Raw genomic sequence first — 18,767 nt, forward strand, 5'->3', positions numbered from 1 at the left:
AGAGGGGAACCTTCGCCGCTTTTTTTTACCGCAATTAGCCCCAATATTTTCTGCAAAGCCACTTTTTAAGTAACTAAAGGTTGTCAGTCTGTCCGGCTTATAAGATCATATGCCGTTATACGTTGTTTACGCTTTGAGGAATCCACGATGAGTGAGGCTGAAGCCCGCCCGACTAACTTTATTCGTCAGATTATTGATGAAGATCTGGCGAGTGGTAAACATACCACTGTCCATACCCGTTTTCCGCCGGAGCCGAATGGCTATCTGCACATCGGCCACGCGAAATCTATCTGCCTGAACTTTGGCATCGCGCAAGATTATCAGGGCCAGTGCAACCTGCGTTTCGATGACACCAACCCGGTAAAAGAAGATATCGAGTACGTTGATTCGATCAAAAACGACGTCGAGTGGTTAGGCTTTCACTGGTCTGGCGATATTCGCTACTCCTCCGATTACTTTGACCAACTGCACGCCTATGCGGTCGAGCTAATCAATAAAGGCCTGGCCTACGTTGATGAGCTGACGCCGGAGCAGATCCGTGAATACCGCGGTACGCTGACCGCGCCGGGTAAAAACAGCCCGTTCCGCGATCGCAGCGTGGAAGAGAACCTCGCGCTATTTGAAAAAATGCGTACCGGCGGTTTTGAAGAGGGTAAAGCCTGTCTGCGCGCTAAAATCGACATGGCGTCGCCGTTTATCGTGATGCGCGATCCGGTGCTGTACCGCATTAAATTTGCTGAACACCACCAGACCGGCAACAAGTGGTGCATCTACCCGATGTACGACTTTACTCACTGCATCAGCGATGCGCTGGAAGGCATTACTCATTCTCTGTGTACGCTGGAGTTCCAGGATAACCGTCGTCTGTACGACTGGGTGCTGGACAACATCACCATTCCGGTTCACCCGCGCCAGTACGAATTCTCGCGCCTGAATCTGGAATACACCGTGATGTCCAAGCGTAAGCTGAACCTGCTGGTGACCGACAAACACGTCGAAGGTTGGGACGATCCGCGTATGCCGACTATTTCCGGTCTGCGCCGTCGCGGCTATACCGCAGCTTCTATTCGTGAGTTCTGCAAACGCATCGGCGTCACCAAGCAGGACAACACCATTGAGATGGCGTCGCTGGAATCCTGCATTCGCGAAGATCTGAACGAAAACGCGCCGCGCGCGATGGCGGTAATCGATCCGGTAAAACTGGTTATCGAAAACTACCCGCAGGGCGAGAGCGAAATGGTTACCATGCCTAACCATCCGAATAAACCGGAGATGGGCAGCCGTGAAGTGCCGTTTAGCGGTGAGATCTGGATCGATCGCGCAGATTTCCGCGAAGAAGCGAACAAACAGTACAAGCGTCTGGTGATGGGCAAAGAAGTGCGTCTGCGTAATGCCTACGTCATTAAAGCGGAGCGCGTAGAGAAGGATGCCGAAGGGAATATCACCACCATCTTCTGTACCTATGATGCCGATACGCTGAGTAAAGATCCGGCTGACGGGCGTAAAGTGAAAGGCGTAATCCACTGGGTTAGCGCAGCACATGCGCTGCCGATTGAAATTCGTCTCTACGACCGTCTGTTCAGCGTGCCGAATCCGGGCGCCGCGGAGGACTTCCTGTCTGTTATCAACCCCGAATCATTAGTGATTAAGCTGGGGTATGGCGAGCCGTCGCTGAAAGCGGCGGTAGCAGGAAAAGCTTTCCAGTTTGAACGTGAAGGCTACTTCTGCCTCGACAGCCGCTATGCAACGGCCGATAAGCTGGTCTTTAACCACACCGTGGGCCTGCGTGATACCTGGGCGAAAGCGGGCGAATAAGCACTGCGCCAACAGGCGAATGCTGTAAAAATACCTTGTCAACGCCGCGTTTTGCGGCGTTTTTTCTCTGCATTTCCAAGAGCCTATCCCATTAGGGCTATTTTACTTGCCATTTTGGACCTGGGCAGTGCTCGCCAAAACGCGTTAGCGTTTTGAACGCCGCTAGCGGCGGCCCGAAGGGCGAGCGTAGCGAGTCAAACCTCACGTACTACGTGTACGCTCCGGTTTTTGCGCGCTGTCCGTGTCCAAACTGGCTGCGCCAATAACGCCTGGTGGGATAGGCTCTAAGTCGATTCTCTTTTTTGCGAGGCGAATTAATTATTCTCTGAAAATTATTGATCTGATAAATGATTATTAATCTAAATGTTATAAGCGTCAGGTCAACAGGAGACAATTATTTTCATGCCTATGGAAAACAAGTCAATTTTCTTTCTGGCGGTCTGCTTCCCCCACCAGCAGTCGAATGTAACAGAAAGCAATTAAATATGTGCGGTTGCTCATATTATTACATACTGGTTACAGAAAGAGATTGATAATTCGCATCGCGAAAAATAGTCTATTTAACGTAGTAAATGAGGTTTCTCAGCGCTACTTTTTATTTTTATTTTTTCGCTGTTCGCTTTTGTCGGCAGCAATTTATACGTCAAAGAGGATTAACTTATGCGTACGTTTAGTGGCAAACGTAGTACGCTGGCTCTGGCTATCGCCGGTATCACAGCAATGTCGGGGTGGATCGTTGTTCCGCAGGCGCAAGCCTCCGGCTTTTTCGACGACTCCACGTTAACGGGCGGCATCTATTATTGGCAGCGTGAACGCGATCGCAAAGATGTGACCGACGGCGACAAATATAAAACTAACCTTTCTCATGCGACCTGGAATGCTAACCTGGATTTTCAGTCTGGTTACGCTGCGGATATGTTCGGTCTGGATATCGCGGCGTTTACCGCGATTGAAATGGCAGAAAACGGCGACAGCGGTCATCCAAACGAAATTGCCTTCTCGAAAAAGAATAAAGGCTACGACGAAGACTATTCCGGCGATAAGAGCGGTATCAGTCTTTATAAAGCCGCAGCGAAATTTAAATATGGCCCGGTCTGGGCGCGCGCCGGTTATATTCAGCCTACCGGTCAGACGCTGTTAGCACCGCACTGGAGTTTTATGCCGGGTACCTATCAGGGTGCGGAAGCCGGCGCCAGTTTTGACTATGGCGATGCGGGCGCGTTAAGTTTTTCCTACATGTGGACTAACGAATATAAAGCGCCGTGGCATACCGAAATGGATAAGTTTTATCAGGCGGATAAAAAAACCAATGTGGACTACCTCCACTCCATCGGCGCGAAGTACGACTTCAAAAATGATCTGGTGCTGGAAGCGGCGTTTGGTCAGTCCGAAGGCTATGTCGATCAATATTTCGCAAAGGCCAGCTATAAATTTGATTTAGGCGGCAATCCGTTCACCACCAGTTACCAGTTCTACGGCGCGCGCGACAAAGTAGACGATCGCAGCGTGAATGATATTTACGACGGTACGGCCTGGCTGCAGGCGTTGACCTTCGGCTACAAAGTCGCGGAAGTGGTTGACCTGCGTCTGGAAGGCACCTGGGTGAAAGCGGACGGTCAGCAGGGCTATTTTCTGCAACGTATGACGCCAACCTACGCCTCTTCAAACGGTCGTCTGGATATCTGGTGGGATAACCGCTCCGACTTTAACGCTAACGGTGAAAAGGCGGTTTTCTTCGGCGCGATGTATGACCTGAAAAACTGGAATCTGCCGGGCTGGGCTGTGGGTGCGTCTTACGTTTACGCCTGGGATGCTAAACCGGCAACCTGGCAAAGTAACCCGGATGCTTACTACGACAAAAACCGCACTATCGAAGAGTCCTCATACAGTCTGGATGCGGTTTATACCCTGCAGGAGGGGCGTGCCAAAGGCACCATGTTCAAACTGCACTTTACCGAATATGACAACCACTCCAATATTCCAAGCTGGGGCGGTGGTTACGGCAACATCTTCCAGGATGAGCGTGACGTGAAATTTATCGTTATTGCTCCATTCACTATTTTCTGATGTCAGATGCGGCAGGCTGCCGGCCTGCCGCGCTGTTGAGGAACGACCTATGAAAAAAATTTTACTCATCGCCAGCATGACCGCCGGTTTGACGGCCTGCGCGTCATCACCCGCGCCGGAAGAAGATAGCCGGCTGAAAGAGGCGTACAGCGCCTGTATCAATACCGCACAGGGCTCGCCTGAGAAGATAGAGGCCTGCCAAAGCGTACTGAATGTCCTTAAAAAAGACCGCAAACATCAGCAATTTGCTAACGAAGAAAGCGTGCGGGTACTGGACTATCAGCAGTGCATTCAGGCGACGCGCACGGGTAAAGATCAGGCGGTCAAGGCTGACTGCGACAAGGTCTGGCAGGAAATTCGCAGTCATAATAACGTGCAATAAAAACCTGCCTTGCCACCCACGGGCGAATGTTTTCCGCCCGTGGTTTTTTCAGGCTTTATTTTCTGCCGCGATATAGCCGCGACTCAGACGTACAAACAGCATCGCCGTCGCGGCAAGTCCACATAATGCCGCGCACATCAGCCACCAGCCGGGCGAGCTTTTGTCGCCGGTTAACTTTACCAGCGCGGTAGAGATGGCCGGCGTCAGGCCGCCAAAAATCGCCGTCGCCAGGCTAAAGGCCAGCGAGAAACCAACGGTACGCACATAGACTGGCATCACTTCGGTTAACGCCGCGACCATTGCGCCGTTATACATGCCAAAAAAGAAAGAGAACCACAGCAGTACCAGCGTCATGCGGGTAAAGTCGGGCGCGGCGGTCAGCCATTGCATGACGGGCCAGGTGGTGATCAGCGCCAGCAACGTAATGCCCATTAATACGGCGCGACGGCCAATCCGGTCGGAAATCGCGCCGCCAATGGGTAACCAGATAAAATTGGACACCCCCACCAACATGGTGACGATCAAACTGTCCCGCGCGCTGAGATTAAGCACGGTTCTGCCATAGGTCGGCGTATAAACGGTGATAAAATAAAACGTTGTGGTGGTCATCGCCACCAGCAGCGTTCCGGCCGTAATAATGCGCCAGTTTTTGGCGATAGTTGCAAAAATTTCCCTGGTGTCGGGGCGATGCTTGCGTTGTAAAAACGCCTCTGTTTCTTGTAATGAACGACGTAAAACAAAAATCAGCGGAATGATCATACAGCCGATAAAGAACGGAATTCGCCAGCCCCACTCCGATATCGCGTCGTGTCCCAGCGTGATATTCAGGCTATAACCAATCAACGCGGCAACAACGATCGCGACCTGCTGACTGGCGGATTGCCAGCTGGTATAAAACCCTTTATTGCCTGGCGTTGCGATTTCGGACAGATAGACCGAGACGCCGCCTAACTCAACGCCCGCAGAAAATCCTTGTAATAACCGGCCCAACAGCACCAACGCAGGCGCTGCCAGGCCGATCGTTTGGTAGCCGGGGACGAGGGCGATGAGCAACGTACCGCAGCCCATAATCGCCAGTGTCACCATCAGCCCTTTACGGCGTCCGATTCTGTCAATATAGGCGCCAAGCACAATCGCGCCGACGGGGCGCATTAAAAAACCGGAGCCAAAGACGGCAAAGGTCAACATTAATGAGGCAAATTCGCTTTCCGCCGGAAAAAACGTTCTGGCGATATAGGTGGCGTAAAATCCGAACAAGAAAAAATCAAACTGTTCAAGAAAATTGCCGCTTGTCACGCGCAGTATTGCGCCGAACGTGCCGGCGCGCGATGTTGCAGGTGTGTGTTGTGCCATAGGGTTTGCTCTCCACTGTCTTTATTGTTTTATGGGTAAGATGTTGCGGGTCAGTTGCCTGTATCCCCCGCATGTTTTCCGCGTCGCTTCTCAACTGCCCATTTGAGTAAGGCCGCGCAGCGGAAAAATCCGTGGGCGAATTTTCCGTAGGGAAGGGTGAGAAAGAGCGCCATCACCACGCCTAAATGGAGCGCCAGCAGTATGCCCATTCCGCTGGTGTCTCTGCCTGCCAGCAGCGCCAGCCCGGTCAGACTGGTTAAGAACAGCAGCAGAATAAAGCCGCGATCCATGGGTTTCTGGCGCGCATCGCCATGTAACGGCGACCGCCGCAGATTGAGCCACAGTAGCCCGGCCGGGCCGATAAGCAGACCGATACCGCCCAGCGTGCCGAGCATGACCGGCAGGCTAAAAAACGGGTAGGGCGCTTCCCAACCGGCGACGTAGTGATAGCCCGTCGCCACGACCGTGGCGGCAAAACAGAGCATAAAACCGTAAAAGGTAAAGTGATGAAAGCGACGGCGCAGCAGCGTGAACGCATCGTCCGCTTCGTTACAGCCTTTGCCGTGACCGCCGTCGAGATATTTCAGCGTTAACGCATTGTGCGACGCTTCCGCAATCTCTGCCGAACGCGGTACGCCCGGCGAGATCTCACGCCAGAAGCGGATTACGCCCGCCATAAGCAAACCGATTGCCAGCACAAAAACTGAGCCGAACATCCATGCCAGCAGGCTATGCGGAAAAATTTGATAGAAGTCACCGGCCAGCGGCGGATGAATCAGCGACCCTTTCAGCGCCATCGCCAGTAATAAAAAGAGCGTCAGACCGACTATCAGCGCCAGCGCGACGGTGATCCCCGCCCGACGGTATAACGCGCCAAAAGCGGCGGGCTGGGCATACTGTTGATACGTCTCCAGGCGGGCTTGCGCCATCGCTTTCGGCACGTTAATGGCAAATTCATGGGGCGGCGCGTACTGGCACGCGTGCAGGCAGGCGCCGCAGTTATGACATAAATTCGCCAGATAATGAATATCGGCTTTACCGAATTCGAGCCGCTGGGTCATCGCCGGAAATACCGCGCAAAAACCTTCGCAGTAGCGACACGCGTTACACACTTGCATGACGCGTTCGACCTCGGCTTCCGGTTCGGTAAGCACGGTGGCCTCAATGATTAATTTTTCAAGCTGTTTCATGCTGCGCCTCCTTGTGCGCCGCGCGGGCGGCTTCTATTCCCGCAATGCGGCCAAAGGTTGTGCCGATAGACATGCCTACGCCTGCGGTATACCCCTTGCCCAGAACATTTCCTGCCATCATCTCGCCGGCAACAAACAGGTTGCGGCTTGGATGACCGGCAAAATGCACCGCGGCACGTTCATTGACTTTCAGGCCCAGGTAGGTAAACGTGATGCCGGGTCGCAGCGCATAACCGTAGTAGGGCGGCGCATCAAGCGGGCGCGCCCAGTGGGTTTTCGCCGGCGTCAGGTTTTTAGTGGCGCAGTCATCAAGCAAGGTATGATCAAAATGACCGGGCTGGCAGGCCTGGTTATACTGCGTGACGGTATGGGTAAATTTTTCCGCGTCCAGCCCCAACTGGCAGGCCAGCTCAGCCAGCGTATTGGCCTGCGCGCCAGGAAAAACCGGCGGCATAAAGTGGCCGATGGCTTTACTGTCAATAATCGAATAGCCAATTTGTCCTGGCTGTTGAGCCACCAGCCGCCCCCAAATGGCGTAACGTTTCGGCCAGAAATCTTCGCCTTCATCATAAAAACGTTCGGCGTCGCGATTCACGACAATACCCAGCGATACGCAATCCACGCGAGTACAAATACCGCCGTCGTACAGCGGTGCCCTGGCATCAATCGCTACGCAGTGCGACTGGGACGGATCGCCAATGATATCCGCGCCGGCATCCATCATAAATTTGAGTAATACGCCCTGGTTAAAACGCGTGCCGCGAATCAGGAAATTATCCGCGGGCCATTCGCCGCGGGCGTTTTCTCCCCAGGCCTCCCGCAGCCATTCACGGTTTGATTCGAAACCGCCAGCCGCTAATACGCAGGCTTTGGCGGTAATACGTTCGCTACCCGCCAGCGCCGCCACGAATTCGCCGTCATGAAGTTCAAGCGCGTGAACCGGCGTGTTATAGCGAACCTGTACGCCCAGCCGTTCGGCGCTACGGTAATAGGCATTGACGAGCGCTTTCCCGCCGCCCATAAAAAACGCATTGGTGCGCGCAACGTGGAGCGCCCCAGATAGCGGCGGTTGAAAGTTAACGCCATGTTTGCGCATCCAGTCGCGGCATTGCGAAGAGGTGCGAATGACCAGTCGCGCCAGCGCTTCGTTGGTGTTGCCGTCGGTGACTCGCCACAGATCCTGCCAGAATTCCTCTTCAGGATAGCTTTCTACCAGCACATCCTGCGGCGCATCATGCATACAGCGCAGGTTTCGTGTGTGCTGAGAATTTCCGCCGCGCCATTCCCGCGGGGCTGCCTCCAGCAGCAGAACCGATGCGCCCGCTTCCCGTGCGGTCAGGGCGGCGCATAATGCGGCATTGCCTCCGCCTATCACCAGTACATCAACCATCTTATACTCCCGTACCATTTAACTATTTGTTAAATTTGTAATTGAAATGTATACGGATAAATAAGCGGCGCGCTATCAGGTAGCGCTAAACAGGGGTTTAGTAAGCGTAAAGAGTTGCGCCTGGCCATTCGCCGGCGTCGACTAACTGACGCATAACTTTGGTAAGGACTACTCTGGCGGCAAGGCCGGCGGGCGTCAGTTCATCATCCGACAGGCTGACTAAAAAATTGGGGCGGCTGAGTACCGGATTATGGACGCCGATCACGCGTAGCGCGTCGTTATCCAGATGAGAAATCGCCGCGCCGGGCTGCAACGTGGCGCCAAGACCGTCGCGCACGGCGCGCATCAACAACGCCAGGCCGTCAATTTCCGCGACGATTTCAACGTTAAGCGCATGTTCCTGGCAGACAGCGTCCAGCCTGCCGCGCAGCCCATGTCCCTGGCTTGGCATAATGAGCGGAATGCCTGCCAAGTGTTCAGGTGTGATCGGGTTATCAGGAAGCGCCGCCAGCAGGGCATGGGAGCCAATCAGAAAAAGCTGTTCTTCAAGGATCGGTCTGGCGCTCCAGCGCAGGATTTTATCTTTTTGAAAGACAACGGCTAAATCAATCTGGCGGGTATTGATCATTCTTTCCAGATTACCGGACAAGCTTTCCACCACATGCAGTCGGACATCGGCATAGTTTTCCTGCATGGCATGGATAAACGGTATACCCAGTATGGAGGCGGTACTGGGGGCCATTCCTACGCTCACATGACCGGAAAGGCGCGCTTCTCTGGCGGCGAGAATTGCGTCGTCGGCATGACGCAGGGCGAGTTGCGCCTGCGAATAAAAGGCCAGCCCGGCGTTGGTTGGCGTTACGCCGCGCGAAGTGCGCTGCAGCAGACGGATGGCAAGCTCGTTTTCCAGACGGGACATCTGTTGACTTAATGCTGAAACGCCAATATCAAGATCCTGTGCGGCGCTGCCCATACTGCCGGTTTCAATAATACGCACGAAATAGCGTAACTGGCGAAGCTCCATTCCTGCTCTCCTGAGATGCGATAGCGTTTTTTACATTAAATCAACATCAAGCGGCAGGAAAGAGGAGGATATAAAAAAGCCAACCGGGCGGTTGGCTCTTCGAAAGATTTACACTTATTTAGTCGCGTCATCGTGCGCGTGCTCGTCTTCGCGGCAGTCGCCTTCAGCGCAGTGGCCGTAAAGATAGAGGCTGTGATTAGTTAAACGAATACCGTGTTTCGCCGCAATTTCACGCTGGCGCGCTTCAATAGAGTCATCACTAAATTCAATCACTTTTCCGCAGTCAAGGCAGATAAGATGGTCGTGATGATGCTGTTGCGTCAGTTCAAAAACGGATTTACCGCCTTCAAAATTATGGCGGGTCACGATACCGGCATCGTCAAACTGGTTCAGCACACGGTATACGGTTGCCAGACCGATTTCTTCACCCATGTCGATCAGGCGTTTGTATAAATCTTCCGCACTGACGTGATGGTTATCTGGTTCCTGAAGAACTTCCAGAATTTTTAAACGAGGAAGCGTTACTTTCAGGCCAGCCTTCTTTAATGCGGTATTGTTGTCAGTCATGCGGAATCTGTCCTGTTGCTAAACGATTCACTTCATTAGAGAAGTGACAGAAATTGCACTCAAGATAATGCGTATCATTATAGGACTGCCATGCCGAAATGAAAACCGCAAGTCTCTCGCAGATGTTAATAAAACTGTGGTTTTGCCTGCAAATTCTGGCGCCACCTGATTACACCCGGACATTGTACAGGGATGGGTGCGAAAGTTACAAATTTGTAGCAATTATTTTGATTGGTCTTGTCTATTGATGCGGCGCAGATATAACGCTGCGCCGCATAAGATTAGGCGTTGAGGATGTCGTCGAGGTGCAATTCAGCCGAAACTTGCTTAACCCATTTTTCAACACGCTCGGCGGTCAGTTCAGGCTGACGGTCTTCGTCAATCGCCAGACCGACAAAATGATCGTCGTCAGCCAGACCTTTAGAGGCTTCAAAATGATAGCCTGCAGTTGGCCAGTGACCCACAATCGTGGCGCCGCGCGGCTCAATAATGTCGCGAATCGTGCCCAGCGCATCACAGAAGTATTCCGCGTAGTCTTCCTGATCGCCACAGCCAAACAGCGCCACCAGCTTACCGTTAAAGTCAATCTCTTCGAGAGTCGGGAAGAAGTCATCCCAGTCACATTGCGCTTCGCCATAGTACCAAGTTGGGATGCCCAGCAGCAGAATGTCGTACCCTTCCAGGTCTTCTTTACTGCTTTTTGCAATGTCATGCACATCGGCAACGTCTTTACCAAGCTGTTTTTGAATCATTTTTGCGATATTTTCGGTATTACCGGTGTCGCTGCCGAAAAAGATGCCAGTGATTGCCATGAGTAAAATAACCTCTTGAAACTTATTGAAATGGTGGTGGCGAATTGCCCACGGATAAGGGCAATCATAGCAGAACAGGCAGATATGCGGAAACAGCAATCACGCGGGACTGCACGCTCTGCTACACGAAATATGAAACAAAACTTATTTTCAGACTAAACCCTGGCCGCGCAGCGCTATAAGCTGCTTCATTAATATTTCTTCAATGAGCTCGCTGCGGCTAATGTTGCGCGCTTCGGCCAGCTCATTCAGCGCGTCAACCGCTTGTGCGTTGAGTTTTAATTCGACACGCTTGAGGCCACGAACTTTGTCGCGTTTTAACTGGTTGCGCTTGTTGATGCGTAACTGTTCATCGCGCGAAAGCGGATTCGTTTTAGGTCGTCCCGGGCGACGCTCGTGCGCGAACAGATCTAATGTCGTACGGTCCGTTTGTTCTTTGGCCATGATTTTGGTGACTTCGGGGGAAACAATCAGCCAGGCTTATGCCCGGATGGATAGCGCGCCATCATACATCAGCGAGGAAGCGACGCCAACGCCCGCGCGCGTAATCGCGCACAGGCGATGAGTTTTTAATCAGTTAGCGTTTATCGTGCAGATAACGGCGGATGGCGCGCAGAACCGCCTCTGGTTTTTCGGCATGTACCCAGTGGCCCGCGCCGGCGATCACATGCGCGCGCGCCAGAGGGAATTGCGCCAACAACGCGTCGCGGTACGCTTCGGTCACGTACGGCGAGTTACCGCCTGGAATAAACAGCGCCGGATGTTCCCAGGGCGGAATGGTTTCCCAGCCGACGATATGCGGATACTGCTCCCATAATACCGGAACATTAAAACGCCATTCGCCTTCAGCCCAGGATTTTAACAGAAACTGGATTACGCCTTCTTCGTTGAGGTGTTGGCGCATAATCCCTGCCGCCTGTTGGCGGGATGTCGCGTCGGATTCGCTGACGGCGTTAATGGCCGCGAAAATGCGATCGTGGCGGCGAACGTGATAATCCACGGGGGCGATATCAATCGCGACCAGACGATCGATGCGATCGGGCGCCAGCGCCGTCAGCGCCATTACCGCTTTCCCACCCATGGAATGACCAATAAACGTCGCTTTTTCAATCTGCTGCGCGTCAAGCGTATCCAGAAGATCCTGGGCCATTGCCGGATAATCCATGACCGGATCGCGCGGCGATAAACCATGATTGCGCATATCGACCTGAATAATGTCGTGATCGGTCACCAGATCCCGCGCCAGTACGCCGAGGTTGTCCAGGCTGCCAAACAGACCATGAACGAGAACGATGGGGGAATTATTGTGCAGGTTTTGTGCAGATTGCGCTCGGATGTTTAATTTCATGGCAAAGTTCTTTTTTTCGCTCTGTCGGGTTAGGGTATTATGTTGACCATTCTGCCACTGGGCTGCAACCTCTAAGGTTTACTCCGAGTTTTTTTGTCAGCCGGGCTTAACGCTATCCGCTGTTGGGATTTGTTCCTATAATCCCAATGACTTGTATTCAGCAAAGACATCGCACTGGATTAAGATGAAAACGATTGAAGTTGATGATGAACTCTATAGCTATATTGCCAGCCACACCAAGCATATCGGCGAGAGCGCATCCGACATTTTACGGCGTATGTTGAAGTTTTCCGCCACGACACAGCCAACGGCTTCAGCGGTGAAGGGGACGCCTGCGGCGCAACCCGTTGCCGAAGCGAAACCAGTTAACCCGGTAAAAGACAAAGTTCGCGCGATGCGTGAGCTGTTGTTGTCTGACGAATATGCCGAGCAGAAAAAAGCGGTCAACCGCTTTATGCTGATTCTGACTACACTCTATTCACTGGATCACCACGCGTTTGCGGAGGCGACGGAGTCGTTGCATGGCCGTACGCGCGTCTATTTTGCGGCGGATGAACAAACGCTGCTGAAAAATGGGAATCAAACTAAACCTAAGCACGTTCCCGGCACGCCGTACTGGGTGATCACCAACACCAACACCGGCCGTAAATGCAGCATGATCGAACACATCATGCAGTCAATGCAATTCCCGGCGGAATTGATTGAAAAGGTTTGCGGAACAATTTAATCCTTGCATTAGAAGGACCAGGCAATGGCAATCCACAACCGCGCAGGACAACCCGCGCAACAGAGTGATTTGATTAACGTCGCCCAACTGACGGCGCAGTATTATGTACTGAAACCGGAGGCAGGGAATGCAGAACATGCCGTGAAATTTGGCACTTCCGGCCATCGCGGCAGCGCAGGTCGTCACAGTTTCAACGAACCGCATATTCTGGCGATCGCCCAGGCGATTGCTGAAGAGCGGGCGAAAAACGGCATTACCGGCCCCTGCTATGTGGGGAAAGATACCCATGCGCTCTCGGAACCGGCCTTCATTTCCGTGCTGGAAGTGCTGGCGGCAAACGGCGTAGACGTTATCGTGCAGGAAAATAATGGCTTCACGCCAACGCCTGCCGTGTCAAATGCTATCCTGGTCCATAACAAAAAAGGCGGCCCGCTGGCAGATGGTATTGTCATTACGCCGTCGCACAACCCGCCGGAAGATGGCGGTATTAAATATAATCCGCCCAATGGCGGCCCGGCGGATACCAACGTCACTAAAGTGGTAGAAGATCGCGCCAATGCGCTGCTGGCGGGCGGCCTGCAAGGCGTTAAGCGCATCTCTCTGGATGCGGCAATGGCCTCGGGCCACGTTAAAGCGGTAGATCTGGTACAGCCATTTGTCGAAGGGCTGGCGGATATCGTTGATATGGCGGCGATTCAGAAAGCCGGTCTGACGCTGGGTGTCGATCCGCTGGGCGGCTCCGGTATTGAATACTGGAAACGTATCGCTGAGCATTACAAACTTAACCTGACGTTAGTTAACGATCAGGTTGATCAAACCTTCCGCTTTATGCACCTTGATAAAGATGGCGCGATCCGTATGGATTGCTCCTCCGAATGTGCGATGGCGGGTTTGCTGGCGCTGCGTGACAAGTTTGACCTGGCCTTCGCCAACGACCCGGACTACGACCGTCATGGCATCGTGACGCCTGCAGGGCTGATGAACCCGAACCATTATCTGGCGGTCGCCATTAACTATCTGTTCCAGCATCGTCCGCTGTGGGGCAAAGACGTGGCTGTCGGTAAAACGCTGGTCTCTTCCGCGATGATTGACCGCGTGGTGAATGACTTGGGACGCAAGCTGGTAGAAGTGCCGGTTGGCTTCAAATGGTTTGTTGACGGTTTGTTCGACGGCAGCTTTGGTTTCGGCGGGGAAGAGAGCGCGGGCGCTTCGTTCCTGCGTTTCGACGGTACGCCGTGGTCTACCGATAAAGACGGTATCATCATGTGCCTGCTGGCGGCGGAAATCACCGCCGTTACCGGGAAAAACCCGCAAGAGCATTACAATGAACTGGCAGCGCGTTTTGGCGCGCCGAGCTATAACCGTCTGCAGGCGGCAGCGACCTCGGCCCAGAAAGCGGCATTGTCTAAACTGTCTCCGGAAATGGTGAGCGCCAGCACGCTGGCAGGCGACCCGATCACCGCGCGTCTTACCGCAGCGCCGGGTAATGGCGCATCGATTGGCGGCCTGAAGGTAATGACCGATAACGGCTGGTTCGCCGCGCGTCCATCCGGTACGGAAGACGCTTACAAGATCTATTGCGAAAGCTTCCTGGGGGAAGAACATCGCAAGCAGATTGAGAAAGAAGCCGTTGAAATCGTTAGCGAAGTATTGAAAAACGCCTGATGGGCGATATGGAAGAAAAAGGAGCCGTAAGGCTCCTTTTTTATATTAACGGCGCTGCGCTTATCAGGCCTGTAAATCGCCTCCAGGCCGGATAAGGCGCTTGTGATATCTGACTTATTCGCTCTGAGTCGCCAGATGTCGGCGGCAGGTGAGGGCGTCGCATTCGATACGCACCACGCAAACCGCTTTCATCATATCTTCCCGATAATTGAAGGTTTTTCCCGGATCGGTCTGGCACATAATGACGTCCAGGCCGTGGCGCATCTCCTCGCGCGTTTGCAATATCGATGCCAGTCCGGTGGCGAAAACGCTGGTGTAGGCGTAGCTATAATCACAGGGGTCATCGGCACGTAGTAATGCATGGTCGCCGTCCATTTCAATGCATACTGCCGGGTTCTTACGTAACAGACGCATCTTTTTCCCGGTGCGTGCGCCGTGAAAATAAAATATCCAGCGTCCGTTCTGATACTCGTAGCCAAAATTTACGGGGACAACATACGGGCAGAGATTGTCGTTAAACCCTATCCGACACACTTCGTGTTTACTGAGAATAGCCAGTATTTCTGCTATATCAGTGACTTCCCGCTCTGGATTACTCATTTCTATTATCTTATTCAAAGAGTGAAAATGCCCGGACTACCGTTACCGCAGCCCGGGCGCGCCATCAGCCGTGTTTATTTTTCAATTCAAAACGCGGTGAGACCAGGCCGTATAACGTCCAGCCGAGGAAGGTCACAATTGAGCCGTACAGCATGGCTTCTTCACCGGAGGAATAGAGCGCGTAGAAGCTATACATGGCGCCAACGAAGGCCACGAAGTTAGCGACTTTCGCTTTTGATGACGGCACATTCGCCATTTTCTGAATGATAACCAGCGCGGCCATCGACAGAATATACGGAATAATGTTCGTCACCACCGCCAGGTTAACCAGGACGTTAAACTGACTATTCAGCGACGGGCTAATGGTCATCAGCGACAGGCCAGTCTGAATAATCACAATAATCAGCATCCCCTGTACCGGCGCGTCGACTTTCGTTACACGAGAGAAGACTTTCGGGAAATAGCCTTCGTCAGCGGAGGATTTAAAGACCTGAGCGATAGTGAACTGCCAGCCCAGCAGCGAGCCGCAGCAGGACATTACCATCAGCGCCATGATCACTTTACCTACCGCAGGCGTGAACATCTGTGCAAACGCCAGACCAAACGGCGCCGTGGAGTTCGCCAGATCCATGTTCGGCACAATCCCGGCAATCACGTTAGTCGAAACGATATAGATGACCGCCGCGCCCAGCGTACCGCCCAGTACCGCAATGGGGACGTTCTTTTCTGGATTCTCGACCACGTCTGCGTTGGCGCAGGCGGATTCCAGTCCAAGAAATGCCCACAACGTCATGGCGATGGAAGAACCGACCGCGCTAAAGAACGGAACATGGTGCGGGTTCCATGACGCTACGTACATGCTGGGGCTAAACCAGAACCAGCCAATGATGCACAGGCCGACAACCGGAATGATGACGCCCCAAACGGTAACGCTACTGATCTGTCCGGTAATACGCGCGCCGCCAAAGTTTGCGATGGTACAAACCCACAATACGGCGATAGTCGCCAGACCGATCTGGAGCGGCGTCAGCGCGGCGCCGAACAGTTCGGTGCCATAGCCGACAGCGGAGATGGCGATAGCCACGTTGGCGATCAGCAGCGAGACGCCGTAGGTATAGTTCGCCATAAAGTTGCCGGATTTACCGAAGGCATATTCGGCGTAACCGCCCATGCCGCCGGATTTACGGCTAAACATACCGCATTTCGCAAACGCCCAGGCCAGCGCCATCGAGCCGACGGCGGTGACCAGCCAGGAGATAATGGATATCGTGCCGACTTCAGACAGTTTGGTCGGTAGCATGATGATCCCGGAGCCCATCATGTTGACCATAGTCAGAATTGTGAGCTGCACGACACCCATTTTATTGGATTTAGGTTTACTCATAATTTTTCCTCCTTCAGCAGGGAGCGCTGTGCGTCACGAGGTTTAATGACGTAGCACCAGACCTGCTTACGGCCGTCGTGTTCTTCGATATAAACGCCCTGCAGTTCAGGCGCAAAGCCCGGCAGCAGGTTGATCCCTTCTTCCAGGGCGCTGAAGTAACGCAGGACAGAACCGCCCCAGATTTCACCCGGAACTACACACAGCACTCCCGGCGGGTAAGGCAGAGCGCCTTCAGCCGCGATACGACCTTCCGCTTCCGGCAGGCGAACCAGTTCGACCTCGCCGCGCAGATAGGCATAGTTGGCCTCTTGCGGATTCATACTGACTTTCGGGAAATGCGATTTACGGAACATCTCTTTTTGCAGCTGTTTCACGTTGTGCCGCGCATAGAGATCGTGCATCTCCTGGCAAAGCTGACGCAGGGTGTAGCCGGCATAACGCGCTTCATGCTGTTTGTAGATGGACGGTAATACTTCCGCTAACGGCGCATCAGCTTCCAGCAGTTTTTCGAAACGAGCCAGCAGGGCGACAAGCTGTTGTAACTTCGCCATGTCTTCTGCCGGCGTCAGCAGGAACAGAATGGAGTTGAGGTCGCATTTTTCCGGCACAACGCCGTTCTCGCGCAGGAAGTTGGCGAGGATCGTGGCAGGAACGCCAAAGTCTTCATATTCGCCGCTCGCTGCATTAATGCCCGGTGTGGTGAGCAGCAGTTTGCAAGGGTCGACAAAGTACTGATGTTCGGCATAGCCTTCAAACGCATGCCAGTGTTCTCCCGGAACGAAGTGGAAGAAGCGCAGATCGCTGGCGATCTCTGACGTCGGGTATGACTGCCACGGCTTACCATCAATCAGTTCCGGTACGAACGGACGGATGTGATGACAGTTTTCGAGGATCAATTTACGGGCATCGATGCCGTTAACCACGCAATCCATCCACATATTGCGACCGCTGACGCCTTCGTGCATTTTGGCGTTAACGTCCAGCGCGGCGAACAGCGGATAGAACGGGCTGGTGGAGGCGTGCATCATAAAGGCGTTGTTCATGCGCTTATGCGGAACGTAGCGCGATTGCCCTTTGATATGGCTATCTTTTTTATGGATCTGCGAGGTCTGGGAGAAACCGGCTTGTTGTTTATGAACGGACTGCGTCACCAGAATACCCGGATCGTTTTCGTTCAGTTCCAGCAGCAGCGGCGAACAATCGGCCATCATCGGAATAAATTGTTCATAGCCGACCCAGGCGGAGTCAAACAGGATGTAGTCGCACAGATGACCAATTTTATCAACGACCTGACGGGCGTTATAAATGGTACCGTCGTAGGTGCCTAACTGGATGACGGCCAGACGGAATGGACGTGCTTCGTGGGCACGCTGCGGCGCGACTTCGCTAATCAGCTCGCGCAGGTAATCTTCTTCGAAGCAGTGAGCGTCGATCCCGCCGATAAAACCATACGGGTTACGCGCGGTTTCCAGATAAACTGGCGTTGCGCCCGCCTGCAATAATGCGCCGTGGTGGTTAGATTTGTGGTTGTTACGGTCAAACAGTACCAGATCGCCCGGCGTTAACAGCGCGTTGAGTACGACTTTGTTAGAGGAGGAGGTCCCGTTCAGCACAAAGTAGGTCTTATCGGCGTTAAAGACTTTCGCCGCATGTTGCTGCGCAATGCAAGGCGCGCCTTCGTGAATCAGCAGATCGCCCATCGCCACGTCCGCGTTGCATAGGTCGGAGCGGAAGAGCGTTTCGCCAAAGTATTCCACGAACTGATTACCGGCAGGATGACGGCGGAAGAATTCGCCGCCCTGATGCCCCGGGCAGTCAAATGCGCTGTTGCCCTGGTTGACATAATCCACCAGCGCGCGGAAAAACGGCGGGCGTAACTGCGTTTCGTAGTGGCTTGCTGCGGTTTCCAACTGGCGACCATAGAAGGCAGTACGGGATTCATTATATTCGAATACACCAGAGATACGCGGCAAATACTCAGGCGGTACGCGCCCTTCGTCATGAGTCGCGACAAACACGGGAATACCGTAACCCGTTGCGTCGATTTCATCGAGTTTTCCGTGTTCAATGTCGTCGATGGATAACACGATGGCAGCCACGTCGATGAAACGACTCTCATCAACATTTACAATATTACGGTGTGTAGAAAAACAATCCGGGCAATGACGGCTAACGGCAATTTTTAATTCTGACATTTTTCATCTCTTTATTTCAGGTAATAGCAGGCCCTCAATTTCTCGCATGAGAAACTGATTCTTCCGGAAAAAATCAAAGCTATCCCGCTGATAAAAAATCAGTAAATTAGCTTTATTTTAGATGTAATAAATCCCAACCCGTCCGGTTGCAGGAAATTCAGGATTTAAGGAGTTGAGTACTACGATATACAGGCAGAAACCGCGATAACTAAAATTGCGCTGAGTCGGAATTTCTTCTGTCAAACCAC

Annotated in this window: 16 protein-coding genes and 1 pseudogene; 5 read left to right on the top strand and 12 right to left on the bottom strand. The window is 53.1% G+C overall.

All coding sequences use genetic code 11. The features are described from left to right. Positions 1 to 147 precede the first annotated feature (147 nt). The 3 genes from glnS (at position 148) to chiQ (ending at position 4,264) form a co-directional block, all read left to right on the top strand. Complete coding sequence (gene glnS, locus J4728_RS05355) at positions 148 to 1,815, top strand: glutamine--tRNA ligase (protein ID WP_208211378.1); 1,668 nt, start codon at positions 148 to 150, stop codon at positions 1,813 to 1,815. A 660-nt stretch (positions 1,816 to 2,475) separates the two neighbouring features. Beyond that, entirely contained in the window at positions 2,476 to 3,882 is a 1,407-nt protein-coding gene (gene chiP / locus J4728_RS05360) for a chitoporin ChiP (RefSeq protein WP_001258803.1), read from the top strand. A 49-nt stretch (positions 3,883 to 3,931) separates the two neighbouring features. Next, the gene (gene chiQ, locus J4728_RS05365; RefSeq protein ID WP_208211380.1) at positions 3,932 to 4,264 is read left to right on the top strand and encodes a ChiQ/YbfN family lipoprotein; all 333 of its coding nucleotides are present in this window, start codon (positions 3,932 to 3,934) and stop codon (positions 4,262 to 4,264) included. A 48-nt stretch (positions 4,265 to 4,312) separates the two neighbouring features. Here the strand turns inward: chiQ and tcuC are convergent, their stop codons facing one another. From tcuC to ybfF, 9 genes and pseudogenes are all read right to left on the bottom strand, one after another. Then, positions 4,313 to 5,617, bottom strand: coding sequence for a tricarballylate/proton symporter TcuC (gene tcuC / locus J4728_RS05370; protein WP_000057014.1), 1,305 nt, complete (start codon positions 5,615 to 5,617; stop codon positions 4,313 to 4,315). A gap of 50 nt (positions 5,618 to 5,667) precedes the next feature. Then, a complete protein-coding gene (tcuB, locus tag J4728_RS05375; protein ID WP_000811134.1) occupies positions 5,668 to 6,807 on the bottom strand; it encodes a tricarballylate utilization protein TcuB in 1,140 nt (379 codons plus the stop codon). After that, positions 6,794 to 8,197, bottom strand: a complete 1,404-nt coding sequence (gene tcuA, locus J4728_RS05380) for an FAD-dependent tricarballylate dehydrogenase TcuA (RefSeq protein ID WP_000228709.1) — start codon at positions 8,195 to 8,197, stop codon at positions 6,794 to 6,796. Before tcuA ends, tcuB begins: the two co-directional genes overlap by 14 nt. Before the next feature lie 97 nt (positions 8,198 to 8,294). Further along, entirely contained in the window at positions 8,295 to 9,221 is a 927-nt protein-coding gene (gene tcuR / locus J4728_RS05385) for a tricarballylate utilization LysR family transcriptional regulator TcuR (RefSeq protein ID WP_000423365.1), read from the bottom strand. 114 nt (positions 9,222 to 9,335) lie between these two features. Next, complete coding sequence (gene fur / locus J4728_RS05390) at positions 9,336 to 9,788, bottom strand: ferric iron uptake transcriptional regulator (RefSeq protein ID WP_000131699.1); 453 nt, start codon at positions 9,786 to 9,788, stop codon at positions 9,336 to 9,338. Continuing rightward, a pseudogene (locus J4728_RS05395) lies at positions 9,781 to 9,866 on the bottom strand (ryhB-regulated fur leader peptide). Before J4728_RS05395 ends, fur begins: the two are co-directional and overlap by 8 nt. Positions 9,867 to 10,069: 203 nt before the next feature. Continuing rightward, positions 10,070 to 10,600, bottom strand: a complete 531-nt coding sequence (gene fldA, locus J4728_RS05400) for a flavodoxin FldA (protein ID WP_001018621.1) — start codon at positions 10,598 to 10,600, stop codon at positions 10,070 to 10,072. 150 nt (positions 10,601 to 10,750) lie between these two features. Beyond that, entirely contained in the window at positions 10,751 to 11,044 is a 294-nt protein-coding gene (gene ybfE / locus J4728_RS05405; RefSeq protein WP_098064857.1) for a LexA regulated protein, read from the bottom strand. A 133-nt stretch (positions 11,045 to 11,177) separates the two neighbouring features. Next, on the bottom strand, positions 11,178 to 11,948 hold the full coding sequence (gene ybfF / locus J4728_RS05410) for an esterase (RefSeq protein WP_000773245.1): 771 nt from the start codon (positions 11,946 to 11,948) through the stop codon (positions 11,178 to 11,180). Positions 11,949 to 12,132: 184 nt separating this feature from the next. Here ybfF and seqA point away from each other — a divergent pair, with 184 nt between their 5' ends. Both seqA and pgm read left to right on the top strand, forming a co-directional pair. Continuing rightward, positions 12,133 to 12,675, top strand: a complete 543-nt coding sequence (seqA, locus tag J4728_RS05415) for a replication initiation negative regulator SeqA (protein ID WP_000848395.1) — start codon at positions 12,133 to 12,135, stop codon at positions 12,673 to 12,675. Between the two features lie 24 nt (positions 12,676 to 12,699). After that, entirely contained in the window at positions 12,700 to 14,340 is a 1,641-nt protein-coding gene (gene pgm / locus J4728_RS05420; RefSeq protein WP_000974385.1) for a phosphoglucomutase (alpha-D-glucose-1,6-bisphosphate-dependent), read from the top strand. A gap of 114 nt (positions 14,341 to 14,454) precedes the next feature. Here pgm and J4728_RS05425 read toward each other — a convergent pair whose 3' ends face one another. The 3 genes from J4728_RS05425 to speF all read right to left on the bottom strand — a co-directional run bounded on the left by J4728_RS05425 (position 14,455) and on the right by speF (position 18,519). Next, positions 14,455 to 14,940: a pyridoxamine 5'-phosphate oxidase family protein gene (locus J4728_RS05425; protein WP_079942214.1), complete on the bottom strand. Its 486-nt coding sequence runs from the start codon at positions 14,938 to 14,940 to the stop codon at positions 14,455 to 14,457. A 64-nt stretch (positions 14,941 to 15,004) separates the two neighbouring features. Next, positions 15,005 to 16,324 carry a putrescine-ornithine antiporter gene (gene potE, locus J4728_RS05430; RefSeq protein WP_000042658.1) on the bottom strand — a complete coding sequence of 440 codons (1,320 nt, stop codon included), beginning with the start codon at positions 16,322 to 16,324 and terminating at the stop codon, positions 15,005 to 15,007. Then, a complete protein-coding gene (gene speF / locus J4728_RS05435; RefSeq protein WP_023240726.1) occupies positions 16,321 to 18,519 on the bottom strand; it encodes an ornithine decarboxylase SpeF in 2,199 nt (732 codons plus the stop codon). Before speF ends, potE begins: the two co-directional genes overlap by 4 nt. Positions 18,520 to 18,767 lie beyond the last annotated feature (248 nt).

Origin of the sequence: Salmonella sp. 32070601201500089SM, from assembly GCF_017573605.1 — a bacterium.
GTDB classification, from domain to species: Bacteria; Pseudomonadota; Gammaproteobacteria; order Enterobacterales; family Enterobacteriaceae; genus Salmonella; species Salmonella enterica.

What these genes read in the sequence shown, in the direction of transcription:
- pgm (WP_000974385.1), top strand. Translation starts at nt 12,700, where the DNA reads ATGGCAATCCACAACCGCGCAGGACAACCCGCGCAACAGAGTGATTTG.
- fur (WP_000131699.1), bottom strand. Translation starts at nt 9,788, where the DNA reads ATGACTGACAACAATACCGCATTAAAGAAGGCTGGCCTGAAAGTAACG.
- fldA (WP_001018621.1), bottom strand. Translation starts at nt 10,600, where the DNA reads ATGGCAATCACTGGCATCTTTTTCGGCAGCGACACCGGTAATACCGAA.
- ybfE (WP_098064857.1), bottom strand. Translation starts at nt 11,044, where the DNA reads ATGGCCAAAGAACAAACGGACCGTACGACATTAGATCTGTTCGCGCAC.
- tcuB (WP_000811134.1), bottom strand. Translation starts at nt 6,807, where the DNA reads ATGAAACAGCTTGAAAAATTAATCATTGAGGCCACCGTGCTTACCGAA.
- tcuC (WP_000057014.1), bottom strand. Translation starts at nt 5,617, where the DNA reads ATGGCACAACACACACCTGCAACATCGCGCGCCGGCACGTTCGGCGCA.
- chiP (WP_001258803.1), top strand. Translation starts at nt 2,476, where the DNA reads ATGCGTACGTTTAGTGGCAAACGTAGTACGCTGGCTCTGGCTATCGCC.
- potE (WP_000042658.1), bottom strand. Translation starts at nt 16,324, where the DNA reads ATGAGTAAACCTAAATCCAATAAAATGGGTGTCGTGCAGCTCACAATT.
- glnS (WP_208211378.1), top strand. Translation starts at nt 148, where the DNA reads ATGAGTGAGGCTGAAGCCCGCCCGACTAACTTTATTCGTCAGATTATT.
- tcuR (WP_000423365.1), bottom strand. Translation starts at nt 9,221, where the DNA reads ATGGAGCTTCGCCAGTTACGCTATTTCGTGCGTATTATTGAAACCGGC.
- ybfF (WP_000773245.1), bottom strand. Translation starts at nt 11,948, where the DNA reads ATGAAATTAAACATCCGAGCGCAATCTGCACAAAACCTGCACAATAAT.
- chiQ (WP_208211380.1), top strand. Translation starts at nt 3,932, where the DNA reads ATGAAAAAAATTTTACTCATCGCCAGCATGACCGCCGGTTTGACGGCC.
- tcuA (WP_000228709.1), bottom strand. Translation starts at nt 8,197, where the DNA reads ATGGTTGATGTACTGGTGATAGGCGGAGGCAATGCCGCATTATGCGCC.
- seqA (WP_000848395.1), top strand. Translation starts at nt 12,133, where the DNA reads ATGAAAACGATTGAAGTTGATGATGAACTCTATAGCTATATTGCCAGC.
- J4728_RS05425 (WP_079942214.1), bottom strand. Translation starts at nt 14,940, where the DNA reads ATGAGTAATCCAGAGCGGGAAGTCACTGATATAGCAGAAATACTGGCT.
- speF (WP_023240726.1), bottom strand. Translation starts at nt 18,519, where the DNA reads ATGTCAGAATTAAAAATTGCCGTTAGCCGTCATTGCCCGGATTGTTTT.